Origin of the sequence: Xanthomonas prunicola (assembly GCF_025266575.1) — a bacterium.
GTDB lineage: Bacteria > Pseudomonadota > Gammaproteobacteria > Xanthomonadales > Xanthomonadaceae > Xanthomonas > Xanthomonas prunicola.
Window position 1 is genome coordinate 3,973,647 of record NZ_CP096142.1, and the last position, 20,291, is coordinate 3,993,937.

13 protein-coding genes and 2 pseudogenes are annotated in these 20,291 nt (G+C 66.0%); 10 read left to right on the forward strand and 5 right to left on the reverse strand.

What is annotated here, in order from left to right:
- Positions 1 to 178 precede the first annotated feature (178 nt).
- On the forward strand, positions 179 to 2,092 hold the full coding sequence (locus M0D43_RS17025; RefSeq protein ID WP_260807396.1) for an ABC-F family ATP-binding cassette domain-containing protein: 1,914 nt from the start codon (positions 179 to 181) through the stop codon (positions 2,090 to 2,092).
- A gap of 188 nt (positions 2,093 to 2,280) precedes the next feature.
- Positions 2,281 to 2,780, forward strand: a pseudogene (locus M0D43_RS17030) (YcxB family protein).
- Between the two features lie 23 nt (positions 2,781 to 2,803).
- Here M0D43_RS17030 and ampR read toward each other — a convergent pair.
- Entirely contained in the window at positions 2,804 to 3,679 is an 876-nt protein-coding gene (ampR, locus tag M0D43_RS17035; protein WP_252162322.1) for a LysR family transcriptional regulator AmpR, read from the reverse strand.
- 100 nt (positions 3,680 to 3,779) lie between these two features.
- Here ampR and bla point away from each other — a divergent pair, with 100 nt between their 5' ends.
- From bla to M0D43_RS17050, 3 genes and pseudogenes are all read left to right on the forward strand, one after another.
- Entirely contained in the window at positions 3,780 to 4,685 is a 906-nt protein-coding gene (gene bla, locus M0D43_RS17040; RefSeq protein WP_252162323.1) for a class A beta-lactamase, read from the forward strand.
- Between the two features lie 115 nt (positions 4,686 to 4,800).
- A pseudogene (locus tag M0D43_RS17045) lies at positions 4,801 to 5,725 on the forward strand (alpha/beta hydrolase); the annotation flags it as partial.
- A gap of 214 nt (positions 5,726 to 5,939) precedes the next feature.
- Positions 5,940 to 7,496 carry an ArnT family glycosyltransferase gene (locus tag M0D43_RS17050; RefSeq protein ID WP_252162324.1) on the forward strand — a complete coding sequence of 519 codons (1,557 nt, stop codon included), beginning with the start codon at positions 5,940 to 5,942 and terminating at the stop codon, positions 7,494 to 7,496.
- A 264-nt stretch (positions 7,497 to 7,760) separates the two neighbouring features.
- Here M0D43_RS17050 and M0D43_RS17055 read toward each other — a convergent pair whose 3' ends face one another.
- The 3 genes from M0D43_RS17055 to M0D43_RS17065 all read right to left on the reverse strand — a co-directional run bounded on the left by M0D43_RS17055 (position 7,761) and on the right by M0D43_RS17065 (position 14,052).
- Complete coding sequence (locus M0D43_RS17055) at positions 7,761 to 9,914, reverse strand: phosphocholine-specific phospholipase C (protein ID WP_252162325.1); 2,154 nt, start codon at positions 9,912 to 9,914, stop codon at positions 7,761 to 7,763.
- A 74-nt stretch (positions 9,915 to 9,988) separates the two neighbouring features.
- Positions 9,989 to 12,460 carry a TonB-dependent receptor gene (locus M0D43_RS17060; RefSeq protein WP_252165106.1) on the reverse strand — a complete coding sequence of 824 codons (2,472 nt, stop codon included), beginning with the start codon at positions 12,458 to 12,460 and terminating at the stop codon, positions 9,989 to 9,991.
- A gap of 353 nt (positions 12,461 to 12,813) precedes the next feature.
- The gene (locus M0D43_RS17065; RefSeq protein ID WP_252162326.1) at positions 12,814 to 14,052 is read right to left on the reverse strand and encodes an MFS transporter; all 1,239 of its coding nucleotides are present in this window, start codon (positions 14,050 to 14,052) and stop codon (positions 12,814 to 12,816) included.
- Positions 14,053 to 14,613: 561 nt separating this feature from the next.
- Here M0D43_RS17065 and M0D43_RS17070 point away from each other — a divergent pair.
- Positions 14,614 to 14,928 (forward strand): FmdB family zinc ribbon protein, encoded by a 315-nt coding sequence (locus tag M0D43_RS17070; protein WP_252162327.1) that lies wholly within the window; start codon positions 14,614 to 14,616, stop codon positions 14,926 to 14,928.
- Between the two features lie 56 nt (positions 14,929 to 14,984).
- Here M0D43_RS17070 and M0D43_RS17075 read toward each other — a convergent pair whose 3' ends face one another.
- Positions 14,985 to 15,752, reverse strand: a complete 768-nt coding sequence (locus tag M0D43_RS17075; RefSeq protein ID WP_252162328.1) for a DUF3011 domain-containing protein — start codon at positions 15,750 to 15,752, stop codon at positions 14,985 to 14,987.
- Positions 15,753 to 15,909: 157 nt separating this feature from the next.
- Here M0D43_RS17075 and aspS point away from each other — a divergent pair, with 157 nt between their 5' ends.
- The 4 genes from aspS to M0D43_RS17095 all read left to right on the forward strand — a co-directional run bounded on the left by aspS (position 15,910) and on the right by M0D43_RS17095 (position 20,280).
- Complete coding sequence (gene aspS / locus M0D43_RS17080; protein WP_252162329.1) at positions 15,910 to 17,676, forward strand: aspartate--tRNA ligase; 1,767 nt, start codon at positions 15,910 to 15,912, stop codon at positions 17,674 to 17,676.
- 434 nt (positions 17,677 to 18,110) lie between these two features.
- The gene (locus M0D43_RS17085; protein ID WP_252162330.1) at positions 18,111 to 18,638 is read left to right on the forward strand and encodes a GNAT family N-acetyltransferase; all 528 of its coding nucleotides are present in this window, start codon (positions 18,111 to 18,113) and stop codon (positions 18,636 to 18,638) included.
- A gap of 146 nt (positions 18,639 to 18,784) precedes the next feature.
- Positions 18,785 to 19,462: an alpha/beta hydrolase gene (locus tag M0D43_RS17090; RefSeq protein WP_260807397.1), complete on the forward strand. Its 678-nt coding sequence runs from the start codon at positions 18,785 to 18,787 to the stop codon at positions 19,460 to 19,462.
- 89 nt (positions 19,463 to 19,551) lie between these two features.
- Positions 19,552 to 20,280, forward strand: a complete 729-nt coding sequence (locus M0D43_RS17095; protein ID WP_252162331.1) for a YebC/PmpR family DNA-binding transcriptional regulator — start codon at positions 19,552 to 19,554, stop codon at positions 20,278 to 20,280.
- Positions 20,281 to 20,291 lie beyond the last annotated feature (11 nt).

Here is a 20,291-nt window from a genome sequence, read left to right on the forward strand (position 1 = left end):
AACTCCAGAAAACGTGGGTCCAGGCAGGACTAGGCAAGGCTTGGCAGGCGGCGGTCGCGGGACGGCGAAGCCTGTGGCGGCCAAGCTGAAGGCGCTAATTATTCGTTAACGCTAGAATGGCGTCGCAGGAATGCTGCTCATCTGCTCATTCCTTTTCGTTCTATCGGACTGTCCATCAATGATTTCCCTGCGCAACTTCTCCATGCGACGCGGCGAGCGTCTGCTGCTCTCCAACGTCGACCTGACCATGCATGCCGGCTACCGCGTCGGTGTGGTGGGCCGTAACGGCACCGGCAAGTCGAGCCTGTTCGCTGCGGTGAAGGGCGAGCTGGAGGCCGACAAGGGCGATGTCGATCTGCCCGGCAAGGTGCGCACCGCCAGCGTGTCGCAGGAGACCCCGTCCTTGCCCGATCCGGCGCTGTCATTCGTGCTCGGCGGCGATATCGAGGTGTCTGCGGTGCTGCAGGAAGAAGCGGACGCCACCGCGCGCGAAGACTGGGAAGCGGTCGCCAACGCGCACCAGAAGATGGCCGAACTCGGCGCCTACGACGCCGAAGCGCGCGCTGGCAAGCTGCTGCATGGCCTGGGTTTCCCGGCCGATACGCACCACCGCGCAGTGTCTTCGTTCTCCGGTGGCTGGCGTGTGCGGCTGAACCTGGCGCGCGCGCTGATGATGCCCAGCGATCTGTTGCTGCTCGACGAGCCGACCAACCACTTGGACATGGATGCGGTGCTGTGGCTGGAGCAGTGGTTGCTCAAGTACCCGGGCACGCTGCTGCTTATTTCGCACGACCGCGAATTTCTTGACAACGTCGCCACCCACACCCTGCATCTGCATGGCGGCACCGCCAAACTGTATGTCGGCGGCTACACCGATTTCGAACGCCAGCGCATCGAGCACCTGCGGCAGCAGCAGATTGCGCACGACAAGGAACAGGCCGAGCGCGCGCATCTGCAGAGCTTCATCGACCGCTTCAAGGCACAGGCCAGCAAGGCCACCCAGGCGCAGAGCCGCATGAAGCGCCTGGCCAAGATGGCCGGCACCGAAGCCGTGCGCGCCGAGCGCGAATTCCGCATCCAGTTCGCGCAGCCCAATCGCCTGCCGTTTTCGTTGATCCGGCTCAATCATCTGCAAGCGGGCTATCCCGCTAGCCTTCCCCCGCAAGCGGGGGACGATGCCCGGAGGGCGGATGGGGGGAGCGCGGCGACCGTCATCCTGCACGACGTCGGCTTCGGCCTGGAAGCCGGCGACCGCATCGGCCTGCTCGGTCCCAACGGCGCGGGTAAGACCACGCTGGTCAAGACGCTGGTAGGCGAGCTGGCACCATTGGCCGGCGAGCGCAGCGCGCATCCGGATTTACGCATCGGTTACTTCGCCCAGCACACGGTGGAATCGCTGCACGAAGGCCAATCACCGATGGACCACTTCCGCGACCTGTCGCCGGATGGCTCCAATCAGGCGTTTCGCGACTTCTTGGGGAAGTGGAACTTTGCCGGAGATCGCGCGTTCGAGGTGGTGGATGGATTCTCCGGCGGCGAGCGCGCACGTCTGGCGCTGGCGTTGATCGCCTGGCAGCAGCCGAACGTGTTGCTGCTCGACGAACCGACCAACCACTTGGACTTGGAAATGCGCGAAGCGCTGGCCGAAGCGTTGAGCGATTTCGAAGGGGCCATCGTGATGGTCTCGCACGATCGCCACTTGATCGGCCTGGTCTGCGACAGTTTCTGGCGCGTGGCCGATGGCGTGGTCGAGCCGTTCGCCGGCGACCTGGACGAATACGCCGCCTGGTTGCGTAGCCGCCCGGCCGCGCAGGGCACCAAGCAGAAGATGGCCGAAGTGGCGCCAACCCCACCGCCGCCGACCAAACCGCTGCCGCCGAAGAAAGCCGTCAACCCGCACAAGCTGGCCAGCGCCGAACAGCGCGTCGGCGAACTGGAAGCGGCGCTTGCCGCGCTGGATCGCGAGCTGGCCAACCCCGGCAATTATGCCGACAGCGAGAAGATGGCCGTGCTTGGGCGTGACCGCGAAGCAACCGCGCAGCAGCTGGCCGATGCAGAGGCAGCGTGGATGGAGTTGATCGACGGCGCGTAAGAGCGGCCAACCACACGACTGCGCAGCCGTCGGGTGGCCGTGGCCGTTACTCGGTGCGGCAGGTACCACTGCAACATTGCGGTTGCTGCGCACGGTTCGTCCTTGCCTGCCGACTGCGCCAAGTGTCGTTCGCCACGACAAAAGCGCCTGGGTTACGCTGCGCCTGGAGCCAAACAAGGAGGTTGCCCATGATCACCGCCGCCATCAGCCTGGAAGACCATCTGGCCGCACAGCGATTGCATGCGCGTCATTCTTCCAATCGTTTGATCGTGTTTCTGGCAGTGCTGCTGCTGATCGGGGCAGGGCTGCTGAAACTGAGCGGCGCGCGCGAGGTCATCGGCCCGGTGCTGATCGGCGGCGGTGGCGGGGGGTGATCGGCTTGGCGCTGTTGCACGTGTGGGGCCTGCCGCGGCGGATCAAGCGCCTGCATGCGCAGCAGGCCTCGCTACGGCATATCTACACCTATGCGTGGGACGAGAACGGGCTGGAAGTCACCTGGGCGGACGGGCATTTCCGCCGCCCCTGGTCCGATTACATTCGCGTCCGCGAAAACGACCGCGTGCTGTTGCTGCATCACAACGACCGCCTGTTCGAGCTGTTCTGCCCGCACTGGTTCGCCGACAAGGCCCAGTACGAGGCGTTTCGTCAGCTGGCCTTGCGGGTGGGAAAGACACCCAAAGCGTTCTAAGCGCGGCAGTGCGCCGGCGCTGCTCAGCGGCCGACGTGCTGTTCGGCCAGCAGCCAATCGCGCAGCCGTCGCCCGGCGTCGCTTTCCGGCCGCGAGCGCAGTCGCGTTAGCCAATAGCGCCCGGCGTCGATGGTGATCGGGAACGGGCAGACCAGGCGGCCGGCATCCAGGTCCTGGCGAAACATCGGCAGCGGTAACAACGCTACGCCGGCGCCGGCTGCCGCTGCGCTGGCCAGGGTCAGCGACGAATCGAACATCGTGCCGCGTGCGGGCACCTCAGTTGCATGCGCAGTGCGAAACCACTGCGGCCACTCATCTAGACGATATGAGCGCAGTAACGGCACCCGCGCCAGATCGTCGGGTGCGCGCAAGCCGCGCGCCATTGCCGGCGCGCACACCGGCGCAAAGGGCGCTTCCATCACGGCTTCGGCAACTTGGCCCTGCCAATCGCCATCGCCGAAGCGAATTGCCAGATCCAGGCCTTCGCCAGCCAGATCGACGCGGTTGTTGTGGGTAGACAGACGCAGCTCGATATCCGCATGCGCCGCGTGGAACGCCGCCAGCCGTGGCAACAGCCAGCCGGTGGCGAAGGTGCCCACTACGCCCACGCTGAGCACCTCACGGTAACGGCCATCGGCAAAGCGCTCCAGGGTGGCGGCGATGCGGTCGAACGCCTCGCCGAGCACCGGTGCCAGCGCGGCGCCTTCGTCGGTCAGCGCGACACCGCGCGGCAGGCGATGGAACAAGCTGGTGCCCAACTGCTGCTCCAATGCCTTGATCTGGTGACTCAGCGCAGCTTGGCTCACGCACAGCTCGTCCGCCGCGCGGGTCAGATTCTGGTGGCGTGCAGCGGCTTCGAAAGCGCGCAGGGCATTGAGTGGGAGACGGGGCCGGGGCATGCGCAGAGATTAGTTCAATTCATGCCTGGGATCGAAACATCGCAATGGTGAGTCACTCCGCGCGCACCGATACTGCGGGCTCTCAAAATGAGGTGGCCCCATGTTGAACCGACGGCAGTTCCTGTCAGTGACCGGTGCGAGTGTGTTCCTTGCGGCGTCCCAATCCGCGTGGGCACTCTCTCCGGTGGCGAAATTGCACGAGCCAACGGGCGATTTGCTGCGGGCACGCTGGGCGGAGATCGAACGTGGCACCGGTGGCCGCTTGGGGATCGGCCTGCTCGACACTGCCACCGGCAAGCGCGTCGGGCAACGCGAAGACGAACGCTTTCCAATGTGCAGCACCTTCAAATTTGTATTGGCTGCCGCAGTGCTGCAGCGGGTGGATCAGGGCCAGCTGACGCTGGCGCAACGGGTCAAGATCCGTGCCTCCGACATGCTGGAGCATGCCCCGGTGACCGAGCGTCATGTCGGCGGTTCGCTGAGTGTCGGCGAGCTGTGCCGGGCCACGATGACCTATAGCGACAACCCGGCCGCCAATGTGTTGTTCCCGCTGGTCGGCGGCCCCGCCGGACTGACCGCCTTCCTGCGCGGCATTGGCGATGCCCAGACCCGCAGCGACCGCTACGAGCCGCAGATGAACCGGTTCGCTGCCGGCGATCCGCGTGATACCACCACCCCTGCGGCGATGGCCGCCACGCTGCGCACGCTGCTGCTTGGCGATGCGCTGCAGCCGGCCTCGCGCAAGCAACTGACCGACTGGATGATCGACAACCGCACCGGCGACGATTGCCTGCGTGCGGGGCTCACGCCCGACTGGAAGATTGGTGACAAGACCGGCAGCAACGGCACCGATACCCGCAACGATATCGCCATCATCTGGCCGCCGGAGGGCAGGGCGCCCCTGTTGCTGAGCACGTACTTGAACGGCGCCAAGGTCGACGACGCAGCACGCGATGCGGCGTTGAAAGCGGTGGCGGTGGCGGTGCGCGAGAGCATCGCCGGTTGAGTGCAACGGCCCGGTACCTCGCACGTTTCATCCACGCATGAGTCCACGACGTGCCTCCTGTTTCCTTTCGACTCTTTGAGGTTCGACCGTGCAGATCAGGCCGTGTCATTGGTGTATGGCAGTTGCGCTGCTGCTTGTGCATGGACTCGCACCAGCGCGTGCTTGGCAACCAGCGCCTGGTCAGGTCGAGATACCCCTGTGGCCGCGCGCGGTGCCTGATGCGGAGCGTCACCCGAAGCCCGAATCGGTGGGCACCGGCGAGGGGCGCTTTCCATGGACCAAGGTCAGCGATGTCAGCCGCCCGACGATGACGGTCTATGCGCCCAAGGGTCACACCACCGGTGCGGCGGTGCTGGTGTTCCCCGGTGGTGGCTATCAAGTCCTGGCCATGGATCTGGAAGGGACGGAGATCTGCGACTGGCTGACCGCACGCGGTTTCACCTGCGTACTGCTGGAATACCGCGTACCGAACTCGGGGCCGACCTGGCGCAACGGCCGCCGCTCACTCGAAAGTGCAAACGGCCCTGCAGGACGCCCAGCGTGCGCTAGGGCTGGTACGCGCGCAGGCCAGCCAGTTGGCCGTGGACCCGCACAAGATCGGTGTGCTCGGCTTTTCTGCCGGTGGCCACCTGGTGGCCGCGGCCAGCACGCATTTCGCCGAGTGGACCTATCCGCTGGTGGATGCCGCCGATCGCGTGAGCTGTCGCCCGGATTTCGCCATCGCCGTGTATCCGGGCCATTTATGGGCGCACGAGGACGAGGATGACGACACCCGCGATCCCACCCGTCTGGACCTGCGTCCGGACATTCGTGTCGTCGCCGATACCCCGCCGACCTTCCTGCTGCAGGCGCAGGATGATCACGTGGACGGCGTTTCGCAGGTGCTGGCGTACTACGCCGCGCTCAACCGCGCCGACGTGCCGGTGGAAATGCATGTCTACGCCGAGGGTGGCCATGCCTTCGGTCTGCGCGCCAAGGGGCTGCCGATCGCGCAGTGGCCGCAGTTGGTGGAAACCTGGCTGCACACGATCGGCGTTCTGCATGGATGGGTCAGTGCTGCTGATGGGCACGACAAGTCGATCATCGCGAGCGCTACGGCGATCGCAGGTGTGGCGCCGCTACTGGACCGGCAGATGCGGTGAGTTCCTGACAGATTCTGGTGCCAGCGACGGCTTGCGCTCGTTGCCCGCAGAACCGACACTGCGCGCCCGGCCGCCTTGCGCCTGATGGCCGGCGCCTACAGGAGCGCCACGCGTGAACCAGCAACTGCACCCCGACCGTGGCCTGCTACCGGCCCGGATTCTGCTGTGCTATTCGGCCATCGCGCTGCTGGTCATGCTGGTCTTCAGCTGGTCGATGCCGCCTATTGATGCATCCGGTTTCCGGCAGACGCAGACCGCACTGTCGATCGACTGGATGCTGCGCGGCGGGCCTTTCCTGTCCTATCTCACGCCGGTGCTCGGCGCGCCGTGGTCGATCCCGTTCGAGCTGCCGCTGTTCCAGTGGTTGGCTGCGTTGCTGTCCAAAGTCACAGGCATGAGTGCCGACAATAGTGGCCGCTTGCTGTCCACCCTGTTCCATGTGGGCTGCATCTGGATGACGTATCGCATCACCCTGGTACTGCGCCCCGACCGCGTGCTGGCGCTGTGCATTGCCGGTGCGTTCGCCGTGTCGCCGTTGGCCCAGTTGTGGGGGCGCTCGGTGATGATGGAATCCACCGCGGTGTTCTGCGCTCTGGTGTTTGTCTGGGCGATGGCACGGCTGTACGTGCAGCCGCGGGCCTGGCATGGCGGGGTCGCCGTTGCTGCCGCGGTACTGGCAGCCCTGATCAAGATCACCACCTTCTTCGGGTTTGCTGTCTTTACCGTACTGGCCCTGGCCTGGGTGGCGTTGCGCGAGCACGGCTGGCGTCCACAGTGGTTGGCCGGGCACTGGAAGCTGTTGGCCTGGGGCGCACTGGCAGCCGCGGCGGCGCTGGTGGCATTGCTGCTCTGGCTGCAGCATGCCGATGCCTTGAAGGCACAGTCGCTATTGGGCCAACAGGTCACGTCCGATAGCCTGTCGGGCTTCAATTACGGCACCCTGCAGCAGCGCCTGGATCCGGCCATCTGGTGGGGAACCATCTTCAAGAAACGCTTCGCCGGACCGGTCGGTTCGAACTGGGTGTTCCTGATCATTCTCATCGCCGGTTTGTCGATCCGCCAGATCCGTGCGGCGGTGGTCTTGCTGTTGCTCGCCTATCTGGCGCCGATGCTGGCCTTCACCAATCTGCAGGTGGTGCATCCCTATTACCAGTTCGCGCAGGTGGTATTCGCCACGTCGATCGTCGGCCTGGTGCTGTGGGACGTGGTGGAGCGTGGCCAGGCGATCGGTAAACCCGGCCGCGGCGTGGCATTGGCGGTGTTCCTGTGCCTGCTGTCAATGGGCTCTGGCCTGGTGAGTTCGCTGAAGAACATGAAGGAAGCACGTGCGCCGACGTCGATCTCGCAGATCGCCGAGCAGATCCGTGCCGCGACCCCCGAGCAGGGCGTGGTGGTGGCCTTCGGCGATGACTGGTCTTCCGAACTGCCCTATCGGTCCGGCCGCCGCGCGGTGATGATTGCCGACTGGGCGTCCGATCAGGCGTTGCAGTCGCTGGCCAGCACCGACATTGCGTTGGGCGGGCTGCCGCTGGCGGCGATGGTCGATTGCCCCAACAAGGTGGGCAGCACGCCGCAACGGGCGCAGTGGCACGCCGCGATCGTGCAGCGTTATTCCGCGGGCGCGCAGCCGCAGACGATCGGCGACTGCCGGTACTGGCTACATCGGTAGTCCAAGCCGGCGGCTTGGCCGGCGACGCGGTGTGCGCGTGGGCCAGGGGCCGTCAGGGTTTGCGTATCAATGATCGTCCTTGCCGGGCGGCCGCTGTCGCTGGGCACGGTGCGTGACCGCGGCAGCAGAGCGTGTTGCCGCCCGCGCTGAACAAGGCCACCGTCGACGCCGAGACGCACGGCGCGGCGCCATGGCGGTGCGAGCTGATGACGGCGCACGCCGGTCCGGTCCTTGCCGAATCTCCACTCCCCAATCCCGTTCGTCTTACGCAGGTCCTGGGCCGTCGATGGGGGGCGGATCGTCCTGATACAGCCGTGCCGGGCCGCCGAGCGCTGGGTCGCTGATCCCGGGCTTGCCGGTTTCCACGCGTCCGGCCAGGCGCTGGCGCGCCCCGTCCTGGACCAGCCACAGGTCGTACCAGCCGCCGGTCGATGTAGCGCTCCAGCGCACACGGTACTCCTCCCCGCCCGCGACGGTGACGTGCTGGTGCGGTTGCGCTTGCGTGTAGGCGCCAGGCTCCAGCGCGACATGCAGTGGGCGGTTGCCGGGATTGCGTAATGTCAGGCACAGCGCCTGCGCATCGTCTGCGTCCTGCGTGATCTCGGCCAGCGGCGGCGCGGCATCAAGGTCGCCGCGGTAATGGCGATGGAAGCCGTTGGGACCGAGCAGCCACAGATCGTAGCGCCCGTCGTAGGTGGTCCAGGTTCCTTCCACTGCGGCGCCGTTCCCCACCGTGTAGCGGCGCGGAATTGCGGCAAGATCGAAGCGATCGTAGACATGCAGCACTACCGCGGCGCCTGCGTTGCTCATGTGCAGCTTCACCTCGCCACGCGCGGGCAGATGGGCTAGCTCCACGCTGGGGCGATAGGGCAGCGCACGCGAGCGGCGCACGCCGAACGGTTGCTCGGGCGGCTGCAACGTGGCCGGCAACGGCGGCAGGGCGTGTTCGCGCAGGGCTGCCGCGCGCGCTGCGGTTGCGCTGACATCGGGAAGCGCGGCGGCAAACGGGCGTGCATCGGCATTGCGGAAATCGAAGGCATTGGTCAGATCGCCACACACCGCACGCCGCCACGGTGTGATCTCCGGCGCTGGCACGCCGAAGCGGCGTTCCAGCAGGCGCAGCACCGAGGTGTGGTCGTACACCTGCGAATCCACCCAGCCGCCGCGGCTCCATGGCGAGATCACGTACATCGGCACGCGCGGGCCGAGCCCGTAGGGTCGCCCGCGTAATTCGGGCAGATCCACTTTCTGCTCGCCTGGTGCCGCGTTGCGATGGTAGTCGTCGTCGGTGGCGATCGTCGATGCGCCGGCAAACCCGCCGAACGCGCGTGCATCCGGCGACGGTGGTGCGGGCGGCGGCATATGGTCGAAGAAGCCGTCGTTTTCATCGAACATCACCAGCAAGGCGGTGCGGCTCCACACCGCCGGATCGGCAGTGAGTGCGTCCAGCACGCGCGCAGTGTAGGCCGCCCCCTGTGCGGGGCTGGATGGATCCGGGTGCTCGCTGCCGGCCGCATCGGCAATGAGGTAACTCACCGCGGGCAGGCGCCCGCCCAGCACGTCCTCGCGCAGCTGTGCGACACCGCGCGTGCTCACACCACGCGCGCGTAACTGCGGATCATGTCCGGGCGTGCCACTGTAGGCCTGTCGAAACGGTGCAAATCCCGCTAGCGGGTTGTCGGTGAAGTTGTCAGCCATGTCCTGATAGATCTGCCAGGACACACCGGCGTGCTGCAGCGCTTCGACGTAGGTGCCCCAGCGATACGGTTCGGCAAACCCGCCCAGTTGCGGAAAGTTGTCGTGCGAATTGCCAATCACCGGGCCGCCTGCGCGCGCCTGCGGATCGTTACCGCCGGTCCACAGGAACACACGGTTGGAATTGGTGCCGGTCTGGATCGCAGCGTGGTACGCATCGCACACGGTAAACGCCTCGGCGAGCGCGTACTGAAACGGGATGTCTGCGCGTGCGTAATAGCCCAGCGCATGATTGTGTTTGGCTGCGGCCCACTGCCCGAGCCGGCCATGGTCCCAGGCCTGCTGTGCATCCGGCCAGCTATGCGGGGTGCCTTTGACACGCATGAAACCAAACTGCGCAGCCGTGTCCAACGCGAACGGTGTCAGCCATTGGCGGCCGTCCTCGCTGGGTTGCAGCCACACCGTGCGCGCTGGTGCGCCCGGCAATGGCGGCGCCGGAATCGGAAAGCGGTCGCCGAACCCCCGCACGCCGGGCAGGGCGCCGAAGTAATGATCGAACGCGCGGTTTTCCTGCATCAGGATCACCACGTGTTGCAGGTCCTCCAGCGTGCCGCTGCGACGATCTGGCGCAATGGCCGCGGCGCGCGCGATGCTGGGCAACAAGCAGGCCGCGCCGCTGGTGAGGCCGGCTTGCAGCAAGCGGCGTCGGGGCAAGTCGATCATGTGGGCTCATCGCATCGGAAGGACTGCCCGCACCGGTGCATGGTACGGGCATCGCATAGCATGGCAGCTCGCCGTTACAGATCCAGCGTCAGGGTCAGGCCCACGGTGCGCGGCGCTGCGATAAAGGCGCTGTCGCTGCCGTCCACGCCTTCCAGATAGCGCTTGTCGGTGAGGTTGCTGACGTTGAGCGCCAACTGCAGACCTTTGAGTTGCGAGCTCAGCTGCGAGAGTTCCACACCCAGATTGGCATCGAAGGTGGTCACGCCATCGAGCGCGGCACGGTTGGACGCGTCCAGATAGCGCTTGCCCAGGTAGCGTCCGGAGACACCGAAGCGCCATGCCTGGCCGCGCCAGTCGGCCGACACCACCAGCGTATTGCGCGGTTGGCCGATCACCTGCGCACCGGGGGTGATTTCCAATGCGGTATCGCGCGCGGCATCGCCACTGCCGAGGTAATCGGCCTTGTTGTAGGTGTAGGCACCATTGATGCGCCAGCCGTTATCCCAGCCGTAGCCCAACGCTGCTTCGACGCCGCGTGCATGCACGCCACCGAAGTTTTCGTAGACGCCATCGGTTTCGCCCAGGTAGTCGATCCCGGTGACGAAGTTGGCCGGCACATACACGATACGGTTGTCGAAGCGGATGTCGTAGAGCGTGACACTGCCGGTCAACGGCCAGCGGCTGACACGCAGGCCAAGTTCGATGTTGTCGGCGGTCTCCGGCTTCACCCGGCTGAGTGCGACCGGGTCGGTTTCGCCCAGCACGCCGGACGGGATCGCGGCGAAATTCTGTGAGTAACCGGCAAAGGCTTCCAGGCCTTGCACCGGTGTGGTCCAGGTCAGGCCGGCCGACAGTAACGGATCGGAATGCGACTCTGATTCGGCGTGCTGCGCATCACCGATGCGGCGGTCGCGGGTCTGATCGACGAAGAATTGCTTCACGCCCACGCGCCAGGCGAACGCGCCATAGCGCATCACGTCTTCCACGTAATACATCTGCTCATCGGTCTGGTAGTTGTCCTTGAACTGCACCCAGTACGGCTGATGATCGAAGCTGATATTGGTGCCGACATTGAGCAGGCGATGCCAGTCGCGGGTGACGCTGCGGTCGTAGCGCTCCAGCCAGGCACCGGCGCGCATGGTGTTGTCGATCGCGCCGAGATCGGCGCGCCATTCCACATCGGCCATCGCACCGGCACGGTGATTGTCGTAATGACTATGGCGATACGACTGCACCGGCACCGAACCTGCGGGATAGCAAGCGGGATTGGATTCGGCCGGCACCGCGTCGCTGCCGGCGCAACCGGCCAGCATGGTCGCAGCTGCGCCGCCGGGGGTGAGGTAATACAGCTTGCCCAGGTCGCTGCCGCCATACACGGTGTTGCCGCCACCAGCCTCGGATTCAGGTGCGCCGGCGCCATCGTTGGTGACGTCCACAAGATACGGCGGAATCCAGTCGCCGCGCCCCTGCATGCGGTGCGCATAGCCGGTGAGTGTGGTCTTGAAGCCGCTGCCGCCATCGAACGCGCCGCGCAGATAGCCGAACGTGTTCTTGCGTAGTGCACGCGAGCCGGAACGGTAGTTCTGGTCCAGATACGGAATGCCGGTGAGCGTGCCGGTCAACAGGTCGTGCTCGGGGTCGCGTGCGAACTGCTCCGGGGTCACGCTGGTGTATTCGGATTCGTCGGCATCGTCGTAAGAGGCGTAGCCACTGAGCGTCCATGTATTCAAAACGCTGACGAACTTGCCGGCGAGGTGATCGCGACTGGTGTGGCCGCTGCCGTCGATCCAGTCCTCGTTACGTGCCGAGGAACCACTGATCCAGGCACGCGTGTTGCCGCCGAGCAGGCCGGTGTCGTAGCGCGCATAGTACTTGCGCGCCTGATTGTCGCCGATACCGCCGATCACGCGCACGCGCTGCGTTTCCAGCGGTTCGCCGGTGAGGTAATTCAAGGTGCCGCCCAATGCTTCGTTGGAGCGCGAGGCGATGTCGGCGGTGCCCTGACTCACTTCCACCGTTTCCAGATCCGGCATGTCGATAAAGCGATTGGCCTTGGAGCCGCCGCCGTAGGCCGAGCCGCCGTTGGGCACGCCGTCGACAGTGGTGCCGATCTGCTGCGTATCGCGATTGCTGACGAAGCCGCGCATGCTGATCTGCGTGCCCCAGTCGGACGAACCGAAGGCATCGGCTTCGGTCACCACCACGCCGGGCAGTTCGTTCAGGGCGTCATTGACACTGCCCAGCACGAATTGGCGATCCAGCATTTCCTTGCTGACGGTGGTCTTGGAATAGGTCATCGCCTGGCCGACCACTTGCACCTGATCCAGCGTCGACACTTGTTCGCCAGCGCTGGCCGGTGCGGCCGCGGCCGGGTCGGACGTTGCGCCGTCCGGAGCCTGCTGAGCGTAAGCGGGCACGGTGAGCGGGACGAGCAGGAACGCGAGCGTGGCTGGGTGGCGCACGCGCAAGGAGAACATCGAATCCATTGCAATCCACAGCGGGGAAGGGGATCTGGGAAGACTGCCGTGCGTGCGTTGCGTGATGATGACGACGTTAGAAGTGGGGCTGCGATCACTCGCCGGAGGTGCGCACCCTGATCGCTAGAGCGACGCATTGTTCGGCGCCGTTGGGATGTCGTCAGCGGCTCAGGATAAAAACTGAGTCGGTCGAGCGCGCGATGCCCGCACCGCGTGCGGGACACGCCGTGAACCCGTCCATGGGAGCTCGATGGCGGCATGGACGCTGCCAAGGGGCTGACATGGACGTACGTGCAGCGTGTGCCGCGATGGAGCGGCAAGCGCCCTGCAGCCAAGTGGCAGATCACCCTTAATTTGTAATAGTGCAACCGACGTGCCAAGTGCATTCAATCGCTTTTCAGCGCGAACAAGCGTTGTCGGCGTTACTTGGTGTGCGGTGGCGCTTCGGTCTGCTGGGTTTCCGGCATCAATTCCAGCGCCGACGGCGTGGTGCGCAACATCGGGCGGAAGGCGATCGGATGGGTGCGACGGCGGCTAAAGCGCAGCAGCCGCGACAGCGTGAATCCCGCTAGTGCCAGCAACATCACCGCGAAGTACACCGGTAACGCGGCCGGGCCGAACTTCTGCATTGCGCCCCCGGCCAACGCCGGGCCGATCGCCGCGCCCACGCCATGCACCAGCAACAGACTGCTGCAGCCGGAAAGCAGCTCTTCGCGCGGCAGGTAATCGAGCATGTGCGCCACGGCAAACGGATACAGCGAAAACGCTAGCCCGCCATAGACGAAAAACAACACGAACAGCATGGTCGTCTGCGTTTGCACCATCGGCAGTGCCGCAGCGATGGCGATGCCGGCCGCCAGTACACTCACCGTCACCAGGCCGATGCGGCGGTCATGCCCATCGCTGATGCGTCCGATCGGCCACTGCAGCACCGCACCGCCCACGATGGCGGTGAGCATGAACATCGCAACGCCGTCCGAATCCAGGCCGATCCGGTTGGCGTACACCGGCAACAAGCCCCAGAACGCACCCATCGCCAGGCCGGAAAGGCCGGCGCCAATCGTCGCCACCGGCGCCAAGGCATACAACGTGACCAGCCGCAGCCGCGATACATGCGGCACCTCGGGCGGGATCAGTCGCGTGGTCATCACCGGCATGACCGCTGCACAGAACAGGATCGCCGTCAACGTAAACATCGCCGGTGCGCCTGCATCGCCGATGGTGAGCAGGAGCTGCCCCAGCGCTAGCGCCGACAGATTGATCGCCATGTACACCGAAAACACCCGGCTGCGCCGGCGCGCATCCGGCTCTGCGTTGAGCCAGCTTTCGATCACCGTGTACAAACCGACCAGCGCCGCGCCGGTCACCAGGCGCAGCACGCCCCAACCCCAGGCGTTCAACCAGATCGGATGCAGCAACACCGCAATGGCTGCCAGCGCCGCATAAAACGCAAATGCGCGGATGTGCCCGATGCGGCGAATCAGCGGCGGCGCGAAGAAGGTGCCGAGAAAGAATCCGGCGAAGTAGCCGGACATGATCAAGCCCAATGCACGCGCATCGAAGCCAGCCTGATCGCCGCGCACAGCGAGCAGCGTGCCAAGCAAGCCGCTACCGGTGAGCAGCAGGGCAACGCCTAGCAATAAGGCGGTCAGCCGCACCATGGATGCGGCCTTCGTGGGGGGAAAGGCGCGTCGATCACGTGTTCGAGTGTAACAGCCGCGCTGGTGCGACTCGATCGATGGGACTCGCATAACGCGATCATGGAATGCTCAATGAGCAGGTCGGTTGTGGAGCGGGGCCGCGCAACATCGCCATGTGTTGGCGTGGACGTAGATCTGCTTCGATCCGAGTCCCAGCTCTGCGCTGGTGAAGGAGCGTCGCCGGAAGTGCAGGTTCAAGACGCCTGCAAAAGCCGCGCTGTATGAGATGAGGAGGCCTTCAGATGAAGAGGCCTTCTAGACCGCAATTGACGCGCTGGCCGAAGCGTCTTCGTCGACGCAGCGCATTCGCTCGTCGTGTCCATGCGGCCGCCAGTGGCCAGCACGCCAGACGCCCCAGCATCGCAAGAGGCCGGACGCACCGCGCGCGAATCGGCAGTGGGTCGGCAACTGCCGAGCACTTTCCGCCTGTCCGGCCCTGTGTCGGTGCGATTGGATCATTGCGCCGACACGCCCGCATCCGTCTAGAATCTGCGCCCTTGCATCGTCTTCAGCGGATTTGTCATGCCCATCTACGCGTTCCAGTGCACCACCTGCGGCCACGCATTCGACCGCCTGCAGAAGATGGCCGACCCCGATCCGCAGACCTGCCCGGCCTGCGCCGCGGCCACCATCAAGCGTCAGGTCACCGCGCCATCGTTCCGCCTGTCCGGCAGCGGCTGGTACGAGACCGATTTCAAGTCGGCAGGCGAAAGGAAGAAGAACCTGACCGAGAGCAGCAGCGCCGGCGGCGATGCCAAGCCGGCGGCGGCCAGCGACAGCAAGCCCGCAGCGGCGCCTGCCGCACCGGCCGCAAAGCCGGCATCCGGCGTGGTGTGACAGTGTCTGCAGGCGTGCCGGTCATACGCTGATCGGCGCGCCCGCGTCGGCAATGCTCAGCGCGCGTCGAACCGTGCGCGGCAGCCATCGTTGACCCAGACCGCGGAGCGGCGCGGGTCGAATCCCCAGGTGCGGCCTTCCTCGCAACGGGTGTCCGACAACTGGCGGGTCAGCACCGGGCGGCCGGCGCGCACGTCCCAATCGCAGGTTCGCAGGCGGCGGTCGTCGCTGCTGCAGGTCACCGAATAGTCGCCGCGCGGGCGATCGTCGCGGCCGCCGTCGCCGCGATCCCAGCCACCGCCACTGCGGGCCTGTGCAAATTCGCCCCGGCAACCGTCGTCCACCCAGATCCGGCCACCTTCCTGGCGCCAGTTGCGGCCTTCCACGCAGGGCGTGTTGGAAAGCTGGCGCACCAACATGGCGCGGCGCCAGCTGGTGTCGCAGATTTTCTGGCGCTGGTCATTGCTTTCGCAGCGTACCGTCCCAGTGACCCCGCCGAAGCCACCACCTGGGCCATTGCCGCCGCCCCAGCCGCCGTTGCGGCCTTCGACAAAGCGACCGCGACAGCCATTGTCCACCCAGATCCGGCCGCGATCGCTGCCCCAGTTACGGCCTTCGATACAGCGTGTGCCGGAGATGTTTTCCACCAGCACGGCGCGGCCGCGGAATGGGGTATCGCACTCGCGGCGGCGGTTGTCGTTGCTGGAGCAGGTGATGCTGGGGCCGTCCCAGCCGCGTTCCTGCGCGCTGGCGGTGGCGCCGGCAAGCGCGCCGGTCAGGGTGATCAGGCCGAAGCCGGAGAGCAGCAGGGCAGTGCGCAGCATCGTGTCGTCCTTGGTGCAGAAGGGGCGTGGCGCCTATTCAGCCGGGCGCTGACTTAAGCGCCGGTGAGCGCCTGCGCATTTGCTCCTGCCGCCCGCCGGCCCCAGAATATCCGGCTTTCCGGCGCTGTCCTGTGTCGGGTTTTCAGCGGAGCTTTCGATGCGTACCCACTTCTGCGGCCTGGTCGACGAGACCTTGATCGGCCAAACCGTCACTCTCGCCGGCTGGACCGACGTGGCCCGTAACCTGGGCGGGGTGTGCTTCATCGACCTGCGCGACCACGAAGGCATCGTGCAGGTGACGGTGGAACCGGTGGCCGGCGACGACGCCAGCGCAGAGCTGTTCAAGGTGGCCGCCAGCCTGGGCTACGAGGACGTGTTGCAGGTCGAAGGTGTGGTGCGCGCGCGCCATGCGGTCAACGACAAGCTGCGCACCGGCAAGGTCGAAGTGATCGCCACCCGCATCAGCATTCTCAACAAGGCTGCGCCACTGCCGTTCCATGCGCACGAAAATCCGGGCGAAGAAACCCGCCTGAAGTACCGCTATCTGGACCTGCGTCGCCCGGAAATGCAGCGCATGCAGCGCACCCGCATCAAGCTGGTGCAGGCGCTGCGCCGGCACCTGGACGCACGCGATTTCCAGGACATCGAAACCCCGATCCTGACCAAGGCCACCCCGGAAGGCGCACGCGACTTCCTGGTGCCGGCGCGCATGCATCCGGGCGAGTTCTACGCCTTGCCGCAGAGCCCGCAGCTGTTCAAGCAGATCCTGATGGTGGCCGGCTTCGACCGCTACTACCAGATCGCGCGCTGCTTCCGCGACGAAGCGCTGCGCGCCGACCGCCAGCTGGAATTCACCCAGCTCGACATGGAATTTGCCTTCGTGCGCGAGCGCGACGTGCAGGATTTCGTCGAAGACATGATCCGCGCCATCTTCGCCGAAGTGGTGGATGTCGAGCTGGCCGCGCAATTCCCGCGCATGACCTGGGCCGAGGCGATGCGTCGCTACGGCTCGGACAAGCCGGACCTGCGCATCGCGCTGGAACTGGTCGACGTGGCCGAGCTGGTCAAGTCCAGCGAATTCCCGGTGTTCACCGCCGCTGCCAACGATGCCGACGGCCGCGTGGCGGCGCTGCGCATCCCCGGTGGCGCCAGCTTGTCGCGCAAGCAGATCGACGAGTACGCCGCGCATGCCGCCAAGTACGGCGCCAAGGGCCTGGCCTACATCAAGCTGTCGGAGACCGGCGAAGTCAGCTCGCCGATCGCCAAGTTCTTCTCCGAAGAGGCCTTTGCCGCGCTGCTCAAGCACGTGGGTGCCGGCAACGGCGACATCGTGTTCTTCGGTGCCGGCGGCTACACCAAGGTGTCCGACTTCATGGGCGCGCTGCGGTTGAAGGCCGGCAAGGACTTCAAGCTGATCGCCGATGGCTGGGCGCCGCTGTGGGTCACCGACTTCCCGATGTTCGAGTGGGACGACGAAGCGCAGCGTTACGTCGCTCTGCATCACCCCTTTACTGCGCCGGCGGTGGACGACATCGCCGACCTGCGCGCCAACGCCCGCACGGCGGTCTCGCGCGGTTACGACATGGTGCTCAACGGCAATGAAATCGGCGGCGGCTCGATCCGTATCCACCGCCCGGACATGCAGAGCGCGGTGTTCGAGCTGCTCGGCATCGGCGCAGAAGAGGCGCGTGCCAAGTTCGGCTTCCTGCTGGATGCGCTCAACTACGGCGCACCGCCGCACGGCGGTATCGCCTTCGGCATCGACCGCATCGCCGCGCTGATGGCCGGCACCGAGTCCATCCGCGACGTGATCCCCTTCCCCAAGACCACCGGTGCGCAGGACCTGATGACCGACGCGCCGTCGCCGATCGCCGCAGACCAACTGGCCGAAGTGCACGTGCAGGTGCGCCCCAAGCAGGTCTGACCTGCCTTCGAACACGGCCACGCCCAGCGCGTGGCCGTGTTGTTTATGCGCAGCGAGCAACATTTTGGGAAAGGCGTTGCTTAGCTACTCTGCGCTGCGCTCAACGCCCGGATCGAAGGCTGCATGGGCAGCGTGGCGCACAGCAGGTGCGTCCCCCAGTCAATCACGCATTACGCTTTCCTGGAACCTTGGCGGTTGTGCAGGAACTGTGCGCAGGCGCCAACATGCGATGCAGTCCGCTTTCTTTGCGCGAGCAATACGCCGGCGCACAGGGTGCTGGGGCCTCCTGGTGCTCAGACCCGCAGTTGGGCATGCGCATCAGTGCGCGATAGCCAACATGATTTCCGATTTCCGATTTCCGATTTCCGATTCCCACTTGCAGCAGCGCCGCCGCATGCGAGAAGCTGCCCCGTCGACTTGCCAGAGGGGCCCGCATGACCCACATTCGCCGCGCCACGCCGGACGATGCCGAAGCGCTGTCGCTTCTGGCCGCACAGACCTTTACCGAAACCTTCGGGCATCTGTATCCGCAAGAAGATCTGCATGGTTTTCTGGAAGAGACCTATGCCGTAGAGCTCGCGCGCATCGTGCTGGCGCATCCGGACTACGCGATCTGGTTGCTGGAGCTGGACAACCTGCTGGTCGGCCACGCCGCTGCCGGCCCGTGCGGCCTGCCGCACGATGAGGTCCGCCCCGGCGATGGAGAACTCAAGCGCCTGTATCTGTTGAAGGACTACCAGAGCAGCGGCTGGGGCAGCCGTCTGTTCGAAACCACACTGGAATGGCTCGAACGCGACGGCCCACGCACCCTGTGGATCGGTGTGTGGTCGGAGAATTTCGGCGCGCAGCGCTTCTACGCCCGCTACGGCTTCGAAAAGGTCGGCGAATACGACTTTCCGGTCGGCAAGATCGTCGACCGCGAGTTCATCCTGCGCCGCAAGCCGATCGTTGCGGTCGACTGAGCCCGGCGCCCGCACGAAGTAATGCGGCGCTTGCCGCAAGATCGGCGCAGCGCATGCGCGCTATCGGCACCAGCCATGTTCCCGGCAGCGCGTGCGCGCCTCAGACACGCGCCTGACGTCCGCCTCCCATCCCGGTAACTACGCCTTTGTCCAGCCCATCGTCCGCCATCCCGGTCATTCCCCGGCGCAGTCCGCGCAAGCACGCGGTCGCCGCCACCGCCGACGTGTTGCTGGTGCACGGCATCTGGAATACCGCGCACTGGCTGTTCCCGCTCGCGCGGCGGATGCGCGCCGCTGGGCTGGCGCCCGCGCTGTTCGGCTATGCCAGCGTGCTCGGCGGGCCGGCGCAGGCCTTGCCGCGCTTGATCGAACGCCTGCGCACCAGCCGCGCGCAATTGCTGGTCTGCCACAGCCTGGGTGGGCTGATGGCCTTGCAGGCCTTGTGCGAGGCCCCCGACCTGCCGGTGCGTCGCGTGGTCTGCCTGGGCTCGCCCCTGTGCGGCAGCGCCGCCGCGCGCGGGCTGGCGCGGCGCGGCGGCGTCTGGGCGATGGGCCGCAGTGCCGCCCTGCTGCAGCAAGGGGTTGCGCGCTGGGACGGGCCGGCCGAGATCGGTCAGGTGGCCGGGTGCGTGCCGCGCGGCGTCGGTCGCTGGCTGGCGCCGCTGGCCGAGGGCTCGGACGGCACGGTCGCGTTGGCCGAAACCCGTTTGTCCGGGCTGCGCGACCACTGCGTGGTGCAGGCCAGCCACAGCGGCCTGTTGCGCTCGCCCGAGGCCGCCGCCCAGGCGCTGGCCTTCCTGCGCACCGGCCGCTTTCGTTCGTGAACATGCGCTGGCGGATGTTGTAGCCCCGGTGAGGGCAGGCAATCAGGTAAAATCCGCGCCCTGTCATCCAAGCCAGTCTGGAACCACCCATGGGTAGAGGCCCCTCGATCGAAGGCCGCAAGAACGCCTCCGACGCCAAACGCGGCAAGATGTTCACCAAGATCATCCGCGAGATCAGCGTTGCCGCGCGCGCTGGCGGTGGCGATCCGTCCAACAACCCGCGCCTGCGCACGGCCATGGACAAGGGCCTGTCGGCGAACATGTCCAAGGACGTGATCGAACGCGCCATCAAGAAGTCCACCGGCGAGCTGGAAGGCGTGGAATACGAAGAAGTCCGCTACGAGGGCTACGCGCCCGGCGGCGTGGCGGTGATCGTGGACTGCCTGACCGACAACCGTGTGCGTACCGTGGCCGACGTGCGCCATGCCTTCAGCAAATGCGGCGGCAACATGGGCACCGAGGGCTCGGTGGCTTTCATGTTCAAGCGCCTGGGCGTGCTCAGCTTTGCCGCCGGTAGCGATGAGGACACCCTCACCGACGCGGCCATCGAAGCCGGTGCCGACGACGTGGTGGTATATCCGGAAGACGGCGCCATCGACGTGCTCACCGCCCCGGACGCCTTCGCCCAGGTCAGGGACGCGCTGGCCGCCGCCGGCCTGGAGCCGGCCCACGCCGAGATCACCTTCCGCGCGGAAAACGACATCGCCGTCGACGGCGACACCGCCGTGCAGGTCCGCAAGCTGCTCGACATGCTCGAAGACCTGGACGATGTCCAGGACGTCTATTCGAACGTCGATCAAGCGGCGCTCGGCGCGTAAGCGCCGGGAAT

Coding starts and splice junctions, on each gene's coding strand:
- M0D43_RS17025 (WP_260807396.1), top strand. CDS start 179: ATGATTTCCCTGCGCAACTTCTCCATGCGACGCGGCGAGCGTCTGCTG.
- ampR (WP_252162322.1), bottom strand. CDS start 3,679: ATGCCCCGGCCCCGTCTCCCACTCAATGCCCTGCGCGCTTTCGAAGCC.
- bla (WP_252162323.1), top strand. CDS start 3,780: ATGTTGAACCGACGGCAGTTCCTGTCAGTGACCGGTGCGAGTGTGTTC.
- M0D43_RS17055 (WP_252162325.1), bottom strand. CDS start 9,914: ATGATCGACTTGCCCCGACGCCGCTTGCTGCAAGCCGGCCTCACCAGC.
- M0D43_RS17065 (WP_252162326.1), bottom strand. CDS start 14,052: ATGGTGCGGCTGACCGCCTTATTGCTAGGCGTTGCCCTGCTGCTCACC.
- M0D43_RS17070 (WP_252162327.1), top strand. CDS start 14,614: ATGCCCATCTACGCGTTCCAGTGCACCACCTGCGGCCACGCATTCGAC.
- M0D43_RS17075 (WP_252162328.1), bottom strand. CDS start 15,752: ATGCTGCGCACTGCCCTGCTGCTCTCCGGCTTCGGCCTGATCACCCTG.
- aspS (WP_252162329.1), top strand. CDS start 15,910: ATGCGTACCCACTTCTGCGGCCTGGTCGACGAGACCTTGATCGGCCAA.
- M0D43_RS17085 (WP_252162330.1), top strand. CDS start 18,111: ATGACCCACATTCGCCGCGCCACGCCGGACGATGCCGAAGCGCTGTCG.
- M0D43_RS17095 (WP_252162331.1), top strand. CDS start 19,552: ATGGGTAGAGGCCCCTCGATCGAAGGCCGCAAGAACGCCTCCGACGCC.